Raw genomic sequence first — 20,691 nt, forward strand, 5'->3', positions numbered from 1 at the left:
TATGATTATTTTAAATCTTTGGGGTTTATTAAACTCTTGATTTTTTCAAGAAGCTATGGTATTCTTTTGTTAGTTAATAAACTTACAAAGGAGAAAAGATGTTTTCACCTACTAAATTAAAAGAAAAAAGAGAGAGTCAGGGCTTATCTCAATCTCAACTTGCATCCAGTTTGGGAATTAGTAGAGCTTCGTACTTTAATTGGGAATCAGGTAAAACAAAACCGAATCAAAATAATCTAAGCAAATTGAGTGAGATTTTTAATGTAGACCCTCGATATTTTGAATCAGAGTATGAAATAGTAGAAACCTATCTCAAGCTAACTAAAAAGAATCAAAAAGCAACACTTCATTATGCTACAGAATTGTTGAACAAACAGAATGCGAAGGTTGTAGAAATTCCTGAGCGTTTTGCTTATAAAGTTTACGAAAAATTATCAGCTGGTACAGGAACAGCTTATTTTGATGATGGTAATTACGATACAGTTTATTTTAATCATCAATTTGATTATGACTTTGCATCATGGGTGTTTGGAAATTCAATGGAACCGACATATGAAAATGGTTCTGTAGCCCTTATTAAGCAAACGGGATTTGATTATGACGGGGCTATCTATGCCATAGATTGGGATGGTCAAACCTATATTAAGAAAGTGTATCGTGAAGAAAATGGGCTTCGTTTAGTTTCACTCAATCGGAACTATTCAGATAAGTTTGCGCCTTATGATGAGAATCCTCGCATTATAGGGAAAATAGTTGGGAACTTTATGCCTTTAGAGGACTAAGCATGAGTTGGTTTGATTATAGTCTAGAACCTCAAAGTGACATTGCCTTTATTGATATGAAATCTTTTTACGCAAGTGTAGAATGTGTAGATAGAGGATTACACCCACTTAAGACTTCGCTTTGTGTTATGAGTCGTGCAGATAATTCTGCTGGTTTAATTCTTGCTTCCTCTCCTATGTTTAAAAAGGTCTTTGGAAAGTCGAACGTTGGACGTTCCTATGATTTACCATTTGATGTAAAGACTCGCAAATTCTCTTATTATAATGCTAAGAAGCAAGGTTTACCGACAACGATAGACTATGTCCGCTATATAGAGGAATGGGCAAAATCAACCGTGATTGTCCCTCCGAGAATGGATACTTATATAGCAGTCAATATGGAGATTCAAAAAATCTTTCATGATTTTGCGGCACCAGATGATATTTATCCCTACTCAATTGATGAAGGATTTATTGATTTAACAAGTTCATTAAATTATTTTGTACCAGATAAAAGTATTAGTAGGAAAGATAAATTAGATATTATTTCGGCTGCTATTCAAAAAAAGATTTGGAGAAAAACTGGAATCTATTCAACTGTAGGCATGTCTAATTCCAATCCCTTATTAGCTAAGTTAGCACTAGATAATGAAGCGAAAAAGACTCCGACAATGAGAGCCAATTGGTCCTATGAGGATGTCGAAAAGAAAGTATGGGCTATTCCTAAAATGACAGATTTCTGGGGAATTGGAAATCGGATGGAGAAGAGATTACATGGTTTAGGTATCTTTTCGATTAAAGAATTGGCACAGGCTAATCCTGACTTGATAAAAAAAGAGCTTGGCATTATGGGTCTAGAGTTATGGTTCCACGCCAATGGGATTGATGAAAGTAATGTTCATAAACCTTATAAGCCAAAGTCAAAAGGGATAGGGAACTCTCAAGTTTTACCAAGAGATTATATTAAACCAAGAGATATTGAAATTATCCTTCGTGAGATGGCAGAACAAGTTGCAGTTAGATTGAGAAGAGCTGGTAAAAAAGCAACAGTAGTTTCTATACACTTGGGTTATTCTAAGGCGGAACAGAAACGATCTATTCATACTCAAATCAAGATTGAACCAACCAATCAAACAGCACTACTGACAAACTACGTTTTAAAGTTATTTCACACTAAATATACTTCAGGAGCTATCAGGAATGTGGCAGTGAATTATTCTGGTTTAGTGGATGAATCCTTTGGATTGATTTCATTATTTGATGATATTGAAAAAATAGAAAAAGAAGAAAGGCTCCAGTCCGCAATCGATGCTATTCGAACAGAATTTGGTTTTACTTCACTATTGAAAGGAAATGTCCTAGATCAAGCTTCTAGAACAATTGCAAGAAGTAAACTTATTGGTGGTCATTCAGCTGGAGGATTAGATGGACTAAAATGATGAATCGTTCTTATTTGCCTTTTTTGTCTGCAAGAGAGTATCAAGATCGTGGGATGGCTAAGTGGATGGGCTTCTTTTTGTCAGAACATTCAAGTTCTCTTTGGGAAGAAAAAAATAAAGAAGATATCTCCATTTCCCTATCAATGGAAGAGAAAGTTCTATTTGTTCGGCAACTGTATACAAATGTCTTCCCAGCAACTTTTGTTTTTAAGTTATCCAATAGAAGAAAAGTAGTATCGGGTATTGTTAAAGAGATTGGAAAAGAGTTTATATCTATTAAATCAGATACTGGTTTTCTTCGATTAAGATGGGAAGATATACTCGATATCCAAATAGAAGGGGTGGATTTATATGAATCGTAAAGAATTATATGATGATAAATTGCAGCTGGATTATTTTTCTGATTCTTATTTACGATTTGAGTCAGATTTTTACAAGTATTCTGCTTTAGATATACCATTAACATTTATCACTGATGACATTTTACGCACAATGGCTATGTCTCAAAAACATTATTTTAAACTTAACAAAAGCAAATCTTTAGACGGTCGTGACCATTATTTTGTTTTTTCTATCAAGATGAACAAAGACAGTAGTGGCATTAGACAGTATGAATATCAGAGACATTGTTTTAGTTTGTAAGAGTCCGACAGGGCTCTTTTTTCTGTGATAATTTTATCAAAAAGTATTTGTTATACTTTTTTTAATTTAGATTTATCTTGGGGGTTTGGGGGCGTGCCACCACATTTTCATATCGTTTGTTTTTTGAACCGTATGGTTTGAAATGGCAGGCGATATGATTTTTGGGATATTGTGGACACAATATCTGAGCTCGCAAAGCCTTACAAGATGCTATATTTTGTTTTTATAAGTTTCCCGTGGTTGACACGGGGTCGGGAATTATCCGACAATAGATGAAAGTGAGGAAGTAGTGTGCCAGAACAATACAGAGACATTCGCAAAGAGGTTAATTTGACTGCAAATGAATTAGAAATGATTGACATAATGATGAAAAATAAAGGATTTGAACACTTTTCTTCATTTGCCAGAAACAAGTTACTGGAGAACGAGTTAGAAATGACTGCTGAAAAGTGGTTCACCTTCTGGCATTCTCAAAAGCTGGAACAAATCAGTCGTGATGTTTATGAGATTTTAATCTTATCAAGGGCAGAACATCAAGTCACCCAAGAACATGTATCCATTCTCTTAACCTGTGTTCAGGAATTGATTCAAGAAATAGGGAACTCCATTCCTCTTAGTCAAGACTTCCGTAAAAAATACATGAGGTAGGCACATGGAAAATCGTTACCGAACTAAGCTAAAGAAAGTTTTCCTATCTGATAGCGAATTGAGTCAGTTGAAACATTGCATCGATCAAAGCGGTTGTAAATCTTTTTCAGAATATGCTCGACGAACCCTACTTGACCCTGGTATGAATTTCATCACCATTGATACAACTGGTTATCAAGATTTGATATTTGAGTTGAAGAGGATTGGTAATAACATCAACCAGATTGCCCGAAGTGTTAATCAATCTCAGTTGATTTCAAGTGAAGAATTGCAAGACTTGAAAAAGGGAATCGCTGACTTGATAAGTGAGGTAGAGAAAGAGTTTAGTGTTCAAGCAAAAAAGTTGAGGGAGTTTTATGGTCATCACTAAGCATTTTGCCATTCACGGAAAGAGTTATCGCAGAAAAATTATCAAGTATATTCTTAATCCTGATAAGACTAAGAATCTTGCATTGGTATCGGACTATGGCATGAGAAATTTTCTGGATTTTCCTAGCTATGATGAGATGGTGCAGATGTATCATGAAAATTTTATCAGCAATGATACGCTTTATAATTTTCGGCATGCTAGGTTAGAGGAAAAGCAACGAAAAATTCATGCCCATCATATCATTCAGTCTTTTTCTCCAGAGGATCATCTCACTCCTGAACAAATCAATCAGATTGGCTATGAGACAATGAAGGAGTTAACCGGTGGAAAATTTCGTTTTATCGTTGCGACTCACGCTGATAAAAATCACCTCCATAATCACATCATTATCAACTCGGTTGATAGTAATTCGGACAAAAAACTCAAGTGGGATTATAATGTGGAACGAAATCTTCGAATGATTTCAGATAGATTTTCTAAAATTGCAGGGGCGAAAATTATAGAGAATCGCTATTCCCACCAGCAGTTTGAAGTTTATCGTAAGACCAATTACAAGTACGAACTCAAGCAGCGACTCTATTTTTTGATTGAAAATTCTACCGATTTTGAGGATTTAAAAAAGAACGCTCCATTACTACATATGGAGATGGATTTCAGTCACAAGCATACCACCTTTTTTATGACGGACTCAACTATGAGACAAGTGGTGCGTGGTAATAAACTCAATCGCAAGCAACCTTACACAGAAGAGTTTTTCAAGAATTACTTTGCCAAAAGAAAAATAGAAGAGCTTATGGAATTTCTTCTACCCAATGTTGATAACTTAGAAACTCTGATAAAAAAAGCAAAACTATTTGGATTAAATATCAGTCCTAAGCAAAAGCATGTTTCTTTTCAATTTTCAGGAGTAGAGGTGAAAGAGACCGAAATAAATAAGAAAAATCTTTACGATGTAGAATTTTTCAAAGATTATTTTGAAAAGAGAAAAAAATTGAAAGCTCCAGAACTTAAGGATTTAGTTCAAGTTTATCAAGAAGAGAAAATCTCCAAAGAAAAAGAACTCCCAAGCGAGGAGAAATTTTGGGAGTCCTATCAAGGGTTCAGGAAAAACAGGGACGCTGTTCATGAATTTGAGGTAGAGTTGTCATTTAATCAAATCGAAAAAGTAGTGGATGATGGAATTTACATCAAGATCAAGTTTGGTATTCGTCAGGAGGGGCTTGTCTTTGTACCTAACATGGAGCTAGATATGGAAGAGGATAAGGTAAAGGTTTTTATTAGAGAAACTAGCGCCTACTATGTCTATCACAAAGATGACGCCGAGAAAAACCGCTATATGAAAGGTAGAACGTTGATTCGCCAATTCAGCTCTGAAAATCAAACAATTCCATTCCACAGAAAAACGACTGTGGAGATGATTGAAGAAAAGATTGAAGAAGTGGATGCTTTGATTAAGTTGAATGTGGAAAATCAATCTTATATCACGATTAAAGACGAGCTAGTGCGTGAACTAGCAGCGTCTGAGTTGAGAATCAATGCTTTGCAAGAACGAGTGATAACCTTAAATCAAGTAGCAGAATATTTACTGTCTTCAGTTAAAAACAAGCAAGAAATGAAGTTGAATCTTTCAAAATTGAATATAACTGAGGCAATTAGTATTAATGTTGTGGAAGAGAATCTGAAGGAGTTGGGAAATCAATTGGCATTAGAAAAAGATAGATATGAGAACATCGTATTTAAAATGAATAAGTTTATCAATCGTGTGAGTAAGAAAATTTCAAAAGAAGAAGAGATGGGTTTTCAAAAATAACCTATCTAGTCATTATTTATATATAATTTGTATCTTTTGGCTTATAAATTTGTATTTAAAATTTAATCATGTTACAATTGAAATTGAAATCGAATAGAAAAGGAAAATGCAAACGTGGGCACACTATTAGCAACCAGATTAAAAAATAGACGAAAAGAATTAAAAATGTCTCAGCGAGAATTGGCCGAGGGGATATGTAAACAGGGACAGATTAGTCGATTAGAGAATGGAGAATTTACTCCAGGAGCAGACTTTTTATATGCTCTGTCTAAGAAGTTAAAAGTTAGTATAGATTATTTTTTTAATGAGCAAATTGTAGAAGAGATTGATGAGCTATCAGAGTTTAAGAAGTTAGCCCAGACATTTATCACAAATCGAAATTATGAGTCTTTGAAGTATATATATGAATTAGAGAGTGTAAAGGTACATCGCTTGTCTCTAGTAAATAAATTTTATATGGAGTGGATAAAATCTCTTATAGATTTTTATTTCTATGGGCAAAAAGAGGAAGCTGTGGCAAGATTGGAGAAGGTACTGTCTCAGTTAAATGTAACTGACCTGTTCTACCTTCAAGTTTCAAATACTCTATTTAATTTTTATTATGATATTGAAGATTTAGAGAGCTTTAATGAAATTCGAGAAAAGTTGGAGTGTCAAGTAAATCAACTCAAGTTAAACACAATCGAAGAATTAAACCTTTCTATTAAATTTAATTATAATGTTTGTCGCTATCTATGGTTGCAGAATAATACTGAAGAGGCTATTACTAAAATCACAGATACGATAAAGCAATGTAAGACGTATAGAACAACATATCTTTTGGCTGATTTGTATGTATTGATGGGAAATGTCAGTAAGAATTTTTCTTCTAAAGTTGCAGTAAAAGAGTACTTTGAAACGGCTTATTTCCTATATAAGCTTGAGGGCAATATGTCAATGGCTCTTAAAATCGAGCATTATATTGCAGATATAACAGAATAGCGTAGTTATAGTTTTAATTCTGTTAGGGATTGTATCGAAACCCCAATCTCATATAAAGGCAACAGAAATTGATCCTGGTCCTGCAAACGGTGTTTCTAGATAAAAATTTAGATATTAGAAAAAAATTAATATATTAAAAAAGAGGATTAAAATTGTTGATGTTTGAATTCTATATCCTGGCAGATGTATTGAAGGGAGTAAAATATAGTTTAAAAAGTTGTTTAAATCATCATTATATTTGTAAGGAGAGTCTTACCTGTACAGGTAAGTATTTAGTTATAACTAAATACTTACTAATCATATATGCAATTGTTTAATTATTAAAGGATTTTTACTATGCAAGAGGTCATTATTACAAATAAAAAATTAGATTATTTATTAAAATAAGTGAATGTAAGAATCTAATTTTATACTCTAAAACTGGAAATATAAATTACTTTAAGTTAGATGATAGAATCAGGCGAGATTTATCTAATTTAGATTTAGAGATTTTATATGCAGATACTAGAGATTATGATATTGCATATGCATTATCACAATGTATAGGTGCAAAATTTTTAAAAATTAAAACAGAAGCCTTGTTAAATAGGAATAAACAGTACATATTTATCAGTGAGTATGCAATGTCAAAAGAATTAGATAGTCTGATTATGAGATTATCAATATATAATATTACATACTTAGTTTCTCATGATTTAGAGGCACTATCTGTTTTAATTACGAAATTTTTGTATCCATATAAAATTGAGGGTAATGCGAATATAATATTAAATATGCTTGATTCTTCAATTAAAGAAATCTCTAGAGAAAATTTTTAGATTGTAAATCGTAAAGGGAATGTATATGAAAAATTATGTAATTTAAAAGAAATTAACTATTTATCCGCAATCGTTCATGGTAATGGTAATTTATTATATTTAGGTCAAGAAAAATTAGTGTCAGAAGCAATAGCAATTAATAGTAATGATACGATATTAGTTGATTTTTTAGACTCTAAAAAAAATAAAGTGATTTTCTTAGCTTCTTGTTTTGGAACTGTACTATCAGGAAAATCATATGTAGATGATTTAATCAAATCAAATGTTGATACTATTATTACATATAGAGGACTAAAAGAAAATGGATTCGCAGAGTGTTCGTGGTTTATTTTATTGAACTATTTTGGTTTTCAATATGATGAAATAGTTAGAATAATCAATAAAAAATCAGAAAAAAGAACAGTAGATGCTCCTAGGTATAGTTTGATTGGCTCTAGCGAGAATGCGTTAACGTTTTCTCCATATTGTGAGTATAGATTTGAAGATAATCATATATTGTGTCATACAGAAAATGAAAATCAATTTTACTTTGGTAAATGTAAACTGCCTTTAAATAAAAACGGAAAGGAAGTCTAAGAATGAAGAAATTTAGAAACTTTTCACGATTTTGATTTTGTTGATGGATATTATCATTATTGTTGGTGGCTAAGATACTTAGGAATAATATATAACAGTGTGTAACAAATATTTTTAATTAGTAGTATCTTATTTAAAAAAGTGGGGAGGAATATTATGTATTCTGCATTACTTGGTAATCCAGTGGAACATTCTATATCGGATGAATTATTTGAATATCTAAATAATATTATAGGAGGTTTAGACGACTATAAACATAAGAAAATTTTAGTGAACTCAGTGTGTTTAGAAGAAAAAATTAAAAATCTAATAAATGATCCACAATGCATTGGATTAAACATAACTTTACCCTATAAAAGAGAAACAATGAAATATATTGATACTTTAGATAAAGTAGCTGAGGTAACCGGTTCTGTTAACAATATTTACAAAACTGGAGATATTATTATAGGAACTAATACTGATTGGAAAGGTATTTATGATACATTAGATTTTTTCAATGTTAACCATTTAAAAAAATGTTGTATTTGGGGTACTGGAGGTACTTCAAGGGCGGCTATTTTTGCTTTACGAAAACTACAAATCTCACCAGTCATTGTATATAGAGAGCCAATTAGTGAAAATACATGGAGTTTAATGGAAAGTTTTTCTGATCTAAAGTTTATTACATATCAGGAATTGGTCAATCAACAACTTTTAAATGATATAGAGATCATAATAAATACTACACCAGTTGGAATGGTAAATTATGAAGATGATTTACCTATAAATCTTAAGCAGTTAGATAGTATTAATTATGAAGATAAATACTTTATGGATGTAGTTTTCAATCCTTTACACACTAAGCTTCATAAATATTTTAGTAGTAAAGGAGTAAAAATAATAGACGGTTTATGGGTTTTACTTTTTCAAGGGATCGAGGCATTTTCATTGTGGTGCGATAAAATCAATGATAGTAAGTATTTTTTACTAAAAGATGATATAGTACGGATACATAAATTTTTGGAAAGGAAGATACAAGAAACAGATGGTTTTTCATATAACAGTAAATCTCGATGAAATATCAGATAGCTTAGATACTTCGTTGAAATTTTTAAATAATCTATCAATTAAAAGTTGTGAATTAAGAATGATAAATAATAAAAATATTATAAAACTTAGTGACGAAGAGTTAATCAATTTAAAAGAAAAATTGCAAAAGTATAATATAACCCCGGTTTCCATTGCGAGTCCACTTTTTAAATGGAATGTAAAAGGAGAGAATTTAGAAAGTAATCTTGATTTATATGGTATGTCGACTAGTGTTACATTAAATGAACAATGGCTCTATATAAGAAAAATTATTTTTATAGCTAGATTCCTAAATATTAAATATATAAGAATATTTGGTGGAATTGGGTGTTCAGTAGATGATTTCTTGTGCAATGAACTATTTTTGAGTATGTTAAATGAGACTGATATTATTTTTTTAATTGAGAATGAGTTAGGGACTGCTGTGAGCACTGCAGACGACTTGATAAAAATAGGGCATTTTATAGATGAAAAATCGATAAAAAATTTAAAAATTTGGTTTGATATAGCTAATTATTATAGAATTGATCCCAAAGTAGGCCAGCTTATTCAAAAATTGAAAAATTATATCTATTATATTCATTGTAAGAATTATATTATTAATGATTCAGGAATATATTATGTAGAATTAGGAAAAGGAATTATCAACTTCAAAACTCTCATTCATGAAATCCGTGAACATTTTATAAATTTAATTTTTAGTTTAGAAGTACATGAAAAAGAACTGGATAAAAAGGCAGAAGTAGTGAGAAAATCCTATTTAACCCTAAGTGAGTATATTGATGGAGATTAAAATGAATTTAAGTATAGTTGGTTTAAAGAATATTCCTTATTTGAAAGAAGGTGAAAATTTAGAAAAGTTTATTGCAGAGAGTATTAAAGATTCAGATTTTTCTATTGAGGACAATAACGTACTTTGCATAGCTTCTAAAATTGTGTCTATTTCAGAAAATCAAGTTTTGTCTTTGAAACAGGTTCAAGTGAGTGATGAAGCTAAAGAAATTCAGAAGAGCATCCCTCGTAAAGATCCTAGAATAATTGAAATTATGCTCAACTTAGTTGATAGAGACCTGTCACGTTTAGATATAAAAAAAAATTACATTGGATGTAGATTGGAAAATGGTTTAAAGTTGACAAGTGGTGGAATCGATAAAAAATCAGTTGATGAAGTATTTCTCTTGCCTAAAAATCCAGATGCTTCTGCAAAAAGAATCTCAGAATATCTTAAACTGTCACTTGGTAAGAACGTGGCAGTTGTTATAACTGATAGTGATGGTAGGGAGGATAAAAGAGGAGCTACTCAAGTAGCAATTGGCATTTATGGTATTCCTCCATTGAGGAAAACAGCAGTAATAGATTCTAATGGAGAGACAATAAAATTCCAAGAAGAAACTTTATGTGACATGATTGCAGCTAGTGCTGGTTTAGTAATGGGGCAACGTGGAACAGGAATTCCTGCTGTTATTATCAAAGGCATAGAATATGAGTGGTCTGAAACGACAAATATTAAGGATGCAATTAATGAGAGTTCCAATTGAGAGTAAAAATATTTTAATGGTTGGATTTGGTAAAATTGGGAAAATAAAAGCTTATAAATGGATGGGCAGAGGCTACAATGTATATGTAAAAGATATAAAATTTTGTAATTTAATATTACTTAACAAAGGAATCAGTGTAGATGATGATTTATCGAGACAATATTTTACCATTGAAATTTGTACTCCGACTAACCAACATGTAGTAGTATTGAAGAATATTCTAAAAAAATATTTATTTTCATATGTTAGTATAGAGAAACCACTTTGTAATACATTTAAAGATCTAGAGGAAATTACTTCAATCATAAAAAAGCAACCAGATTTAGAAAAAAATATTTTTGTGAGTGAACAATATTTTTATTCTACAATTTTAGATATTTTCTCAAATCATGGATGTTTTTCTTTGAGTGGAACAGAAAAAATACAGATTGAATTTTCTAAAAATAGAATCTCGGATAATGAAAATGGAAGATTTTTAGATGAGGAGATATTAGGTTACGGAATCGAACTTCCGCATATATTAGCGATTTTAAGATATTTAGGAATATCATCAGATGAATTTGTTAATGGTGTTTTTGTAGATAATCTTTATATAAAAGATTTAAGAAACCATGATTATTCGATAGAAATTTTATCTAGAATTAGAAATATATCGATAGAAATTAACAGTAATTTAGGGAGTTTTTCGATAAAAGATGGAAAGCAGATGAATCGGAAAAATGGAACAGTAAGAACTGCTAGAATTGATGACTCAATTCTGATTTTTGATCCACATCCTAAGATTGAAAGATATAGAAGTGAGTTAATTAATGGTGATAATAAAATTCAAATTTCTGATGATATGATAGATAAACAATTAACATTATTAGAAGAGAATAGGATACCAAGAGGGTGTGATATTATTAGTGCTATTGAAATAACAAAAGTGTTACTTAAATTATATTTAGAATGCAATAAAATTTATGTATAGAGGTATAAATTATGGAATTAAAAATTACTAATGATTTTTATAGTCCAAGTCAATTAGCATATGAGGTTGTAGAACGTAAAGGATTAGGTCATCCTGATACCTTAGCTGATGGGATAGCAGAGCAAATTGAAATTGATTATTCTCAGTACTGTTTGAATAGATTTGGCATTATTCCACATCATAATTTTGATAAAATCATTATAAGAGGTGGACATTCCATTCAGAATTTTGGTGGTAGTGACTTTATTGAACCAATTAAAATTATTTTTTTAGGTAGGGCGAGCAAAAAATGTTTTGATATTCCAATTCCACTTTTTAAAATTCAAAAAAAAGCTGCAACTAAATATTTAAATAGAATTCTCCCCAACTTAGATGTTGAAAATTACGTAGAATTCGAAACATTGACTTCAGATTTTACTACAAAATCTAATTGGTTCTCCCCTACTACAATAGAAGACTTACCAGAGTATAAAGATGTACCAAAGGCAAATGATACAGCTACAATGATAAGTTATTGGCCCTTAACAATTTCGGAAGAATTAGCCTTAATGATTGAAGGGTATTTTTATAAACTAGATATCAATAAATTGCCAACGCCACGATTTATTCAAATGGGTGGAGATATTAAAGTGATGGTTGTAAGGAACGATTTACATTATTCTATTAGAATAAATTTTCCCTTAATAAGTAAATTTTTTAACAACGAGATTGAAAGTAGGCTATATGTTGATAAACATGTAGAAAAAATTAAGGAGTATGTTGAACAAAAGTATAAAAAGCTAAACTATTCTATTGATTATAATTACTATTTAACTTCTACAGGTTCTTGTATTGATTTTGGAGAAGAAGGTGCCGTTGGTCGAGGGAATAAAACTCATGGTATCATATCAAGCTTTAGACCAAATACTATGGAAGCACCAGCAGGTAAAAATTGTACTTATTTTGTAGGGAAAGTTTGGGGATTTTTATCTGATATTATTGCTAAAGATATTTATGAAACGTTTAAGACTCCATGCCAAGTAATTATGCAGTCAAATATTGGTTCAGAACTGTATAAACCAACCCATTTATATATTCAAACAGAAGAAAGTATTGATCAAACAAGGGTATTGGAAATTATTAATAGGCATTTATGTAAAGGTTCAAAAAATACGAATCTAATTTTATCAACTCAACATTTTATTCCTAAAACCAATGTTTATAATGGATAAGACAATTTTATATTTTGGGTTTGTCGGAATTTCTTTTGATGTACCTCACTTTATATTTCAAAATATAAAAGAGCAGGATAATAAAATAAGATGTTCTAGCGAAACAATAAAGATTTTAGGTAGTGTAAAATTTATTGAGAGTAATCAACAATATATAAAATATAATGGCAATGGAAGTATTTTAGTTTATGGTAGATTAGATTATTTTAAAGAAGGTATTTCACTATATTACATTGGAGAGTATTTAGCTGAGTGTCTTTTGATTGAGCAGGATAATACATTATTAATTCATGCAGCGTCAGTTTATAATCCTATAACGGATCATTCAATTTTACTCTTAGGGGATAAAGGTGCTGGAAAAACTACTGTCGCACTCAGACTTTGTATAGAACATGGATACCACCTTATAGGTAATGATCAAGTAATATTTGGCTTAGATTCTGGAATATTAGTAACTTGTGCAGGAACCTCATTCTTTAAAATTAGAAGAACAGCTGTTTTGTCAGATAAATTACTATTTAGACTGTTTAGTAAATATTTTAATCATCCATCACACTTCAATCAGGCAAGCTGGGATGATAAAATTTCAATTGACCCAGGAGAGTTAGGGATACGTACTTGTAATTTTTCTGTTGAAATTTCAGAAATTTATTACATAAAAGCAGACAAACAAGAAAAACAAATATGTCAATCAATTTGGAATGATAGTTTAGCCAGCTTATTTCTAAATGAAATATTGGGAAGACATATATCTGGACAAGTTGCATGTTTTCAATCAGATAAAGGAAAGTATTTTTCTGCTATGCCTTTAATAAATTATGAAAAAAATAATAGAGTACGTGAACAAATAGTAAAGAAAATTTTCACTAATAATAAATTATATAAAATTATTGCAGATTCTCCTGATAAATTAGCAAAAAAGATTTTAGAAAATGCTAGTGAAAACTCATATTACGAATGAATTGGGAATTGATGTGAATATATTGAAAAAGGAGTGGTAAATATGTTTGTGATAGGCATTCCAACCTTAAATGAGGCAGATAATATCAGTAGATTGGTTAAACAAATCGATGAGTATGCTGTAAATTTAGGGAAGGAAATTATTATTATTAATTCAGATAGTAATAGTACAGATGGAACACCTCAGATTTTTTTAGAAACAAAAACTTATAATACCAAAATTTCGATAGTATCAAAGCTAAAGGGAAAAGGTTATAACGTGAGAAATATTTTTGAATATACGATAAATAATTTTTCAAGTTTTTCAGGTTTGATTTTGATTGACGGGGACGTTGTCTCATTGGAAAAAATATGGCTAGAAAAAATGTTTATGTCAATTGAATCTGGTTATGATCTTATAATCCCAAATTATGCTAGAAAATTTTTTGAAGGAAATGCGACGAATCATTTTATTTATCCTATGTTAGTGAAAATTTTTAAAAGTGACGTACCTTATCAATGTATTTCTGGCGATTTTGGTTTTTCAAAGGAACTGGTAAAAGAGTTAACTTTGAAGTGTAATTGGCACAAGTATTCAAAAGGTTACGGAATAGATATCTTTTTAACCTTAACTGCGATGTTAAAGTCATACAAAATTAAGGAAATTGATTTACAATCAAAGATTCATAAAAAAAGCTTTGGGAAAATTGAAAAAATTTTTTTAGAAGTTTCTCAAAGTTTTTTCGAGACTATCAAAGATGATTTTTCAAATAAAGACAGATGGATTTTAAATATAGATTTTGAGAATCATTTAAGACGGTTTATTCATTCAAATGATATCCCTTCCAACGATGATATTGAGAACTTAAAGAAAAAGGCGTTATTTTTATTACAAGAAGAGAACAAGTATTCATATGGACTGTTAGATGTAGAGTGGGACAGAATATTGTCTAATGCGGTTAAAAATATTTACAATTATAGTAGTGAAGAACATTCAGTACATTTATTACCATTTTATTTGTTGAGGATATACAATTATCTAAAGTATAGTAAACTTAAAGACTCTAATTAAATATAGAGAGAGGATGATTTATTGAATATTTTAACATATTTAGTTAATATAAATAGTGGATTCAATAGGTTGGTTTGCTTGTTTGCATTAATAGTTTATTGTTGTTACTTTGAACTATAACGATACATCTATTATAGATTGTGAATCATTATCTGAGTCAGTTTTCTTACTGAGGTACAAAAATATTCAATTTTTGAACAATTCTTTTAATAATACTCAGTAAGGTTAACGTCAGTATGAATTTTGATATTGATATTAAAAGGTAGGAATAGAAAATATGAATCTATTTTTTTAGAAAGGAGAATAGTATGATTGAGATGTTAATGGATATGTTGGGGACAATTAGAGAAACAGATCCGAGTAGAACTGCTATAAAAGATAATACAAGAGTACTTTCATATTGTGAAGTGGATACAATAACTAATATAGTAGCTAATCAAATAGTTCGCAAAATAGGGGTGAACCAACGTGTTGCTGTTATCTTACCACATGGGATTAATCAAATATTAGCTATGATTGCAATATTAAAATCGAATAACTGTTATGTTCCGATAGATTACTCTTTAAATGGAGATAAAATTAAAAAAATTTATTCATCCACCCAAGCTGTGATGTACATATCTGATAAAAATATTCCGTATGTTTCAAAAACGAATTTTTTGGATGTTTCAGAATTTATTACAAAGAAATCAGATGAGAAATTGCCGATAGAAAATCCTTTTATATACCTTAGAGAACGAGAAGCTTATATTTTGCACACATCTGGATCAACGGGTGAACCAAAAGGTGTAATAGTGTCGATAGCCAATTTAGATTATATCATAAGGAACTTGAATACTATAACACCTGCCGTCGAAGAATCTAGATATTTATTTTCAACACCATATAGTTTTGATGTATCGATCACAGAAATGTTAGGTTGGATAGTGAGCGGCAGTAGCGTATACTGTCTAGATTTGAGTGTTCCCTCGAATTATAAATGTTTAGCAGAAATTATTTTTAAAAATAAAATAACGCATCTAGCCTTTTCTCCTGCAGCATTTTTAGCATTTATAGAGAGATTAGAACAACCGATATTGCAAAAATTAGATTCTACCATTAAGTATGTTGTTATTGCTGGTGAAAAATTTAATTTATCAATTTATAGACTTTGGAAAAGAAATAAGCTAAATTTTAAATTGATTAATGCGTATGGGCCTACAGAGACTACAATATATGCGACAGCGCATATTATTACGAAAGACGAGACGGAAGATATACCCATAGGTGTTCCATTAGAGGGTGTAAAATATATCATTAAAAGCAACGGAACCCACAATTATGGTGAACTTTATATTGGCGGGAAGGGAGTATCAAAAGGGTATACTAACACAAGTCTAAATAATGAAAGATTTCCAGTAATTGATGGGGATAGATATTATTCTACTGGTGATATTGTTTACTATAAAAATGGAAGTCTTTACTATGTTGGAAGAAAAGATAATCAAATTCAGAGAAATGGAATTCGTATAGAGTTAGGGGAAATTGAAAAAGGTATTGAGAGCAATAGTAAAGTAATTCAAGTTTTAGTATTACAGATTGAAAAGCAAATAGTCGCTTTTTATACAGGATATATCAGTCCTCAAAATCTTAAAAGGTTCTGTTTAAAAAATATTTCAAAATATATGATACCCAATTCCTTTATTAAGGTTGAACAGTTTCCTATGACTGTTAATAGAAAAATAGATAAAACTTTTTTAAAAGAAATATTTAAAGAGAGAAATCAAAATAATTTGGTAAGTGCAGCTGATTATAATAATCTAAGTGATGATGAAGTACAGATTTTAAAACTAGTATCTAAGAAATTAAATATTTCTATTACTAAGTTGGATATTTCAAAAGATTTTTTTGAAAATGGAGGAGATTCACTTTCTTTATTTACATTTATATTAGATCTTGAAGATTACTATGGAGTTTCAATACCCATGGATGATATTTATGGGAAAAAACTCTATGATTTGATTCGAGAACTTAAGGGCAATATAAAAAGAAAATTACATGTAGAAAAAACTGATAACTTGCTGGACATGAGAAATGAAGATTTTTATTCAAAGACTGAAATAAAATTTTTATATGACAGTTATTTAAGAAATACCAATAAAGTGATTTCCAAATTTCAGGCTATACATTGCCAAAGAATTTACTATTATGATAACTATAGAAATATTTTAACTTCAACCTTTGAATATAAAAATTGTAGTATTGAAAAAATTAAATCAGTTGTCCAACAAGTGATTGCTTCAAATAGTTTATTGCACTCAAAAATCTCTGTAGATGAAAAACGAATGGACTTTGAAATTGTAAAACCTAATTTGGATATACCAGTATTAAAAGTATCAAACCAGTCTGAACTAACTTATTTGGAAGATTTACTTGAAGATGTTGGGGAAGATATGATTCCTACATCACGTAATCAAGGCGGACAATTAGCGATGCCAATTATTATTAGCAACGGATTGAATGGGAAAATTATTATTCAAATGGACCATTCTATATCCGATTTATCCAGTATCAGTATTATAAAAAAGCAAATTGGTAGACTAGTTAGTGGTATCGAAGATACATTAACAAATGATGAAAATTATAAATATTATTGTGAGAAAATAAGAGAAATAAACAAAAAAGATTCATTGGAAAAAAATCAATATCATCATTTATTATTGAAAGAATCTAAAAAAATTAAACACCATACGAAATTTCTTTCAGACACTTTGAATTCTTTATCGATCATCCACGCACCAGATTATTCGAATATTGATAGTATTTTATATATTTCATTTAAAATTTCAAAAAAACTTTGTAAAGCATCCGGGAATAGTACTTTAATAATATCTACAATCTTTAATAACAGAGATTTAAAGGCTCTTAATCTACAAAATACAATTGGGGATTGTCATAGTTCTAAATATTTGATTTATAGAGAAGAAGATACCTTTGAGGAATATAAAAAAAGGAATTTCCCCCTTTTCATCAGTGAAGATGATAATGTAATCTACTATAGACCTGGGTTCATTTTTAATGAATTTTATCCAAATGTGTCAAACTGGCGACAAGAGATCAAGAAAAAACTTGCTAGTATTTCTTTGGTTTCTTTAAACTTTATAGGTATTATTAGTGAGCAGAAAAAGAAGCAATATTTAGATTCTTTTTCTGATATATCTGAATTCTTAGGTAAACACCCTAGAATTTATATAACTTCATTCAGGTATAAAAATCAATTTTATATCTTATCTAACAAAAAAATTGATTTATAAAAAGCTTTATAATAGAGGGTAATATGAAAATCACAGTCGTAGGTGTTGGATATGTTGGGTTATCAATAGGGGTACTACTTGCAAGAGAACATGTAGTTACTTTTTTTGATATTGACAATAAAAAAGTTGATTTAATAAATAAAAGGCAATCTCCTCTAAAAGAGAATGCTATAAAGAAATTTTTGCATGAGGCAAAAAATATTAATGCAACTACATCTGAAGAATTGGCTTATAAGGATGCAACTTTTATAATATTGGCATTGCCAACCAATCTGAAAATGAATAAGCTTGATACTTCCTATGTCGAAATTACAATAGATAATATTTTAAAGATAAATAAAAAGGCTACAATTGTTGTAAAGTCAACAGTTCCAATAGGTTTTACCAAATATTTAAGAAATCGTTTTAACTATAATGATATAATTTTTTCTCCTGAGTTCCTTCGGGAAGGTTATACTATTCATGATCAATTGTATCCTTCGAGGATTATTGTTGGTAATGAATCTAAAAATTCTCAATTATTTTTAGACATAATGATGAAAATAGCAGTTGAAGAAAACTTGCCAACTTTATTAATTGGGTCTTCTGAAGCAGAAGCGATAAAGCTATTTTCGAATGCATACTTAGCACAAAAAATTGCTTTTTTTAATGAGTTGGATACATTTGCTGAGATGCAGAATTTAGACTCTAAAAAAATTATTGAGGGGATGGGGTACGATTGGAGAATAGGAAATTCGTATAATAATCCTTCATTCGGTTTTGGTGGTTACTGTCTTCCTAAAGATGTTAAGCAATTAGAGTATCATTTTAAAGATATTTCTGCGCCAATTATTACAAGTATAAACAAGTCTAATTTATTTAGAAAAGTTCATATAGCAAAAATGATTTTAAATAGCTCAGCTAAAACCATAGGAATTTATAGAATTAATTCAAAAAAAGAGTCAGATAATTGCAGAGAATCTTCTACAATTGATGTTGTTAGACATATAAAAAGAAGTGGCAGAGATGTTGTAATATTTGAGCCTTTAATTAAAGACAAAATGTTTTTGGATTGCCCTATAATTAATGATTTTAATGAGTTTAGTGCTCATTCTGATATTATAGTTGCTAATAGAATAGATGACATTCTGATGAAATATAACTCAAAAGTTTTTACACGAGATATTTTTCAATATGATTAACAAAAAGATTGATATTTGAACAAAGTATTTTTTATTTAATAATTTCAGTTAATAGTTGTCGTACCCGAGAATTTTAAAGGTCTATAAAATGAATAATATGAAAAAAAATATTCTATACTTGGTGTATAGTAAAGGTATATCTCGAATAGGAGATGTTATGTTTGACTATGCTAATAACAGATTTCTTGCAGGGATCAATCCAACGTCACTATCGTTGGTTGCTATCTATCAATCATTAGAAAGTGTGATAGGAGTTCTATTTAATTTATTCGGTGGAGTCATTGCAGATAGCTTCAATCGGAAAAAAATTATTATTGCTACAAACATCTTATGTGGTCTTTCTTGCATAACTCTTTCATTTATATCCCAAGAACAATGGTTGGTTTATGCGATAGTCATAACAAATGTCATTTTGGCTTTTATGAGTGCTTTTTCAGGGCCATCATACAAAGCTTTTACGAAAGAAATTGTAAAAAAGGACAGTATATCACAACTTAATTCATTGTTAGAAACAACAAGTACTGTGATTAAAGTAACAATTCCTATGATTGCAATTTTCTTATATAAGTTACTTGGAATACATGGTGTGTTATTATTAGATGGATTATCGTTTTTAATTGCTACCTCACTAATTTTCTTCATTACTCCTGTAAATGAGGAGGTGGAGACAAAAGAGAATATGACGATAAGAGGAATCTTTGATGATTTAAAAATAGGATTTACGTATGTATATAGTCATAAACAAATTCTTATTATAATTGCCCTTTCAGCACTTGTTAACTTTTTTCTAGCAGCCTATAATTTGTTGCTGCCATACAGTAATCAAATGTTTGGAAGTATTTCAAGTGGGCTATATGGAACCTTTTTAACAGCCGAAGCGATTGGTGGCTTTATTGGTGCGATATTAAGTGGATTTATCAATAAATCCTTGTCAAGCAAACGTTTAATGCTCTTTTTAGCATATTCAGGTTTGATGTTAATGCTAGTAGCGCCGCTCTATTATATGTTCCGCAACGTCATTATTTTAGCCTTTTCTCCAGCATTATTTAGTCTATTTCTTTCCATTTTTAATATCCAATTTTTCTCTATTGTTCAAAGAGACGTAGATAATGAGTTTCTTGGCAGAGTATTTGGAATCATCTTTACGGTAGCTATTCTTTTTATGCCACTAGGTACTGTTTTTTTCTCAGTAGTTTTAAATCCTAACAATACTTTTAATCTTTTTATTATTGGTGTATCTATTACGATATTATCGCTAATATTCAGCACGCTATTGAAGAGGTATGATAGAAATTGATAGATGATAAAAATATCTGATATAGAGAATTTAGAGCGCCTTTGGAATTTAATCAATCACAGTTGAATGTGAAG

Annotated in this window: 20 protein-coding genes; all 20 read left to right on the plus strand. The window is 30.1% G+C overall.

The annotated features are described in order from the left end of the window. Positions 1-98: 98 nt before the first annotated feature. The 20 genes from STO1_RS03815 to STO1_RS03905 all read left to right on the plus strand — a co-directional run bounded on the left by STO1_RS03815 (position 99) and on the right by STO1_RS03905 (position 20,617). Positions 99-782: a LexA family transcriptional regulator gene (locus STO1_RS03815; RefSeq protein WP_045773573.1), complete on the plus strand. Its 684-nt coding sequence runs from the start codon at positions 99-101 to the stop codon at positions 780-782. A gap of 2 nt (positions 783-784) precedes the next feature. After that, positions 785-2,200 carry a Y-family DNA polymerase gene (locus STO1_RS03820; protein ID WP_045773574.1) on the plus strand — a complete coding sequence of 472 codons (1,416 nt, stop codon included), beginning with the start codon at positions 785-787 and terminating at the stop codon, positions 2,198-2,200. Next, complete coding sequence (locus tag STO1_RS03825; RefSeq protein WP_045773575.1) at positions 2,197-2,562, plus strand: hypothetical protein; 366 nt, start codon at positions 2,197-2,199, stop codon at positions 2,560-2,562. The genes STO1_RS03820 and STO1_RS03825 overlap by 4 nt, the downstream gene beginning before the upstream one ends. Next, positions 2,552-2,842 carry a DUF5960 family protein gene (locus STO1_RS03830; protein ID WP_001080186.1) on the plus strand — a complete coding sequence of 97 codons (291 nt, stop codon included), beginning with the start codon at positions 2,552-2,554 and terminating at the stop codon, positions 2,840-2,842. The genes STO1_RS03825 and STO1_RS03830 overlap by 11 nt, the downstream gene beginning before the upstream one ends. A gap of 291 nt (positions 2,843-3,133) precedes the next feature. After that, positions 3,134-3,490, plus strand: a complete 357-nt coding sequence (locus STO1_RS03835) for an SAG1252 family conjugative relaxosome accessory protein (RefSeq protein ID WP_001115082.1) — start codon at positions 3,134-3,136, stop codon at positions 3,488-3,490. A gap of 4 nt (positions 3,491-3,494) precedes the next feature. Then, the gene (locus STO1_RS03840; RefSeq protein WP_037612713.1) at positions 3,495-3,860 is read left to right on the plus strand and encodes a MobC family plasmid mobilization relaxosome protein; all 366 of its coding nucleotides are present in this window, start codon (positions 3,495-3,497) and stop codon (positions 3,858-3,860) included. Further along, on the plus strand, positions 3,847-5,670 hold the full coding sequence (locus tag STO1_RS03845) for an SAG1250 family conjugative relaxase (RefSeq protein ID WP_037612711.1): 1,824 nt from the start codon (positions 3,847-3,849) through the stop codon (positions 5,668-5,670). Before STO1_RS03840 ends, STO1_RS03845 begins: the two co-directional genes overlap by 14 nt. A 114-nt stretch (positions 5,671-5,784) precedes the next feature. Next, the gene (locus STO1_RS03850; RefSeq protein ID WP_037612709.1) at positions 5,785-6,651 is read left to right on the plus strand and encodes a helix-turn-helix domain-containing protein; all 867 of its coding nucleotides are present in this window, start codon (positions 5,785-5,787) and stop codon (positions 6,649-6,651) included. A 623-nt stretch (positions 6,652-7,274) separates the two neighbouring features. Then, positions 7,275-7,469: a hypothetical protein gene (locus STO1_RS09885; protein ID WP_225915778.1), complete on the plus strand. Its 195-nt coding sequence runs from the start codon at positions 7,275-7,277 to the stop codon at positions 7,467-7,469. Positions 7,470-7,586: 117 nt separating this feature from the next. Continuing rightward, positions 7,587-8,045, plus strand: coding sequence for a hypothetical protein (locus tag STO1_RS09890; protein WP_225915779.1), 459 nt, complete (start codon positions 7,587-7,589; stop codon positions 8,043-8,045). A gap of 156 nt (positions 8,046-8,201) precedes the next feature. Then, complete coding sequence (locus tag STO1_RS03860) at positions 8,202-9,104, plus strand: shikimate dehydrogenase (RefSeq protein ID WP_051415232.1); 903 nt, start codon at positions 8,202-8,204, stop codon at positions 9,102-9,104. Further along, complete coding sequence (locus tag STO1_RS03865) at positions 9,073-9,909, plus strand: sugar phosphate isomerase/epimerase family protein (RefSeq protein ID WP_041331783.1); 837 nt, start codon at positions 9,073-9,075, stop codon at positions 9,907-9,909. The genes STO1_RS03860 and STO1_RS03865 overlap by 32 nt, the downstream gene beginning before the upstream one ends. 1 nt (position 9,910) lies before the next feature. Next, the gene (locus STO1_RS03870; protein ID WP_037612706.1) at positions 9,911-10,654 is read left to right on the plus strand and encodes a coenzyme F420-0:L-glutamate ligase; all 744 of its coding nucleotides are present in this window, start codon (positions 9,911-9,913) and stop codon (positions 10,652-10,654) included. Then, a complete protein-coding gene (locus STO1_RS03875) occupies positions 10,638-11,624 on the plus strand; it encodes a dehydrogenase (RefSeq protein ID WP_096422019.1) in 987 nt (328 codons plus the stop codon). The genes STO1_RS03870 and STO1_RS03875 overlap by 17 nt, the downstream gene beginning before the upstream one ends. 11 nt (positions 11,625-11,635) lie before the next feature. Next, a complete protein-coding gene (locus STO1_RS03880; protein ID WP_041331786.1) occupies positions 11,636-12,835 on the plus strand; it encodes a methionine adenosyltransferase in 1,200 nt (399 codons plus the stop codon). Beyond that, positions 12,819-13,796, plus strand: coding sequence for a phosphoenolpyruvate carboxykinase (ATP) (locus tag STO1_RS03885; protein ID WP_037612947.1), 978 nt, complete (start codon positions 12,819-12,821; stop codon positions 13,794-13,796). The genes STO1_RS03880 and STO1_RS03885 overlap by 17 nt, the downstream gene beginning before the upstream one ends. Positions 13,797-13,838: 42 nt before the next feature. After that, a complete protein-coding gene (locus STO1_RS03890; RefSeq protein ID WP_037612949.1) occupies positions 13,839-14,846 on the plus strand; it encodes a glycosyltransferase family 2 protein in 1,008 nt (335 codons plus the stop codon). 308 nt (positions 14,847-15,154) lie between these two features. Further along, positions 15,155-18,139: a non-ribosomal peptide synthetase gene (locus STO1_RS03895; RefSeq protein WP_037612950.1), complete on the plus strand. Its 2,985-nt coding sequence runs from the start codon at positions 15,155-15,157 to the stop codon at positions 18,137-18,139. A 23-nt stretch (positions 18,140-18,162) separates the two neighbouring features. Continuing rightward, positions 18,163-19,320 carry a nucleotide sugar dehydrogenase gene (locus STO1_RS03900; protein ID WP_037612952.1) on the plus strand — a complete coding sequence of 386 codons (1,158 nt, stop codon included), beginning with the start codon at positions 18,163-18,165 and terminating at the stop codon, positions 19,318-19,320. A gap of 88 nt (positions 19,321-19,408) precedes the next feature. Then, positions 19,409-20,617, plus strand: coding sequence for an MFS transporter (locus STO1_RS03905; protein WP_037612953.1), 1,209 nt, complete (start codon positions 19,409-19,411; stop codon positions 20,615-20,617). The last annotated feature ends 74 nt before the right edge of the window (positions 20,618-20,691 follow it).

Source organism: Streptococcus oralis subsp. tigurinus (genome assembly GCF_002356415.1).
GTDB classification, from domain to species: Bacteria; Bacillota; Bacilli; order Lactobacillales; family Streptococcaceae; genus Streptococcus; species Streptococcus oralis_F.

Coding starts and splice junctions, on each gene's coding strand:
- STO1_RS03815 (WP_045773573.1), top strand. CDS start 99: ATGTTTTCACCTACTAAATTAAAAGAAAAAAGAGAGAGTCAGGGCTTA.
- STO1_RS03820 (WP_045773574.1), top strand. CDS start 785: ATGAGTTGGTTTGATTATAGTCTAGAACCTCAAAGTGACATTGCCTTT.
- STO1_RS03825 (WP_045773575.1), top strand. CDS start 2,197: ATGATGAATCGTTCTTATTTGCCTTTTTTGTCTGCAAGAGAGTATCAA.
- STO1_RS03830 (WP_001080186.1), top strand. CDS start 2,552: ATGAATCGTAAAGAATTATATGATGATAAATTGCAGCTGGATTATTTT.
- STO1_RS03840 (WP_037612713.1), top strand. CDS start 3,495: ATGGAAAATCGTTACCGAACTAAGCTAAAGAAAGTTTTCCTATCTGAT.
- STO1_RS03845 (WP_037612711.1), top strand. CDS start 3,847: ATGGTCATCACTAAGCATTTTGCCATTCACGGAAAGAGTTATCGCAGA.
- STO1_RS09885 (WP_225915778.1), top strand. CDS start 7,275: ATGTCAAAAGAATTAGATAGTCTGATTATGAGATTATCAATATATAAT.
- STO1_RS03860 (WP_051415232.1), top strand. CDS start 8,202: ATGTATTCTGCATTACTTGGTAATCCAGTGGAACATTCTATATCGGAT.
- STO1_RS03865 (WP_041331783.1), top strand. CDS start 9,073: ATGGTTTTTCATATAACAGTAAATCTCGATGAAATATCAGATAGCTTA.
- STO1_RS03870 (WP_037612706.1), top strand. CDS start 9,911: ATGAATTTAAGTATAGTTGGTTTAAAGAATATTCCTTATTTGAAAGAA.
- STO1_RS03875 (WP_096422019.1), top strand. CDS start 10,638: ATGAGAGTTCCAATTGAGAGTAAAAATATTTTAATGGTTGGATTTGGT.
- STO1_RS03880 (WP_041331786.1), top strand. CDS start 11,636: ATGGAATTAAAAATTACTAATGATTTTTATAGTCCAAGTCAATTAGCA.
- STO1_RS03885 (WP_037612947.1), top strand. CDS start 12,819: ATGTTTATAATGGATAAGACAATTTTATATTTTGGGTTTGTCGGAATT.
- STO1_RS03890 (WP_037612949.1), top strand. CDS start 13,839: ATGTTTGTGATAGGCATTCCAACCTTAAATGAGGCAGATAATATCAGT.
- STO1_RS03895 (WP_037612950.1), top strand. CDS start 15,155: ATGATTGAGATGTTAATGGATATGTTGGGGACAATTAGAGAAACAGAT.
- STO1_RS03900 (WP_037612952.1), top strand. CDS start 18,163: ATGAAAATCACAGTCGTAGGTGTTGGATATGTTGGGTTATCAATAGGG.
- STO1_RS03905 (WP_037612953.1), top strand. CDS start 19,409: ATGAATAATATGAAAAAAAATATTCTATACTTGGTGTATAGTAAAGGT.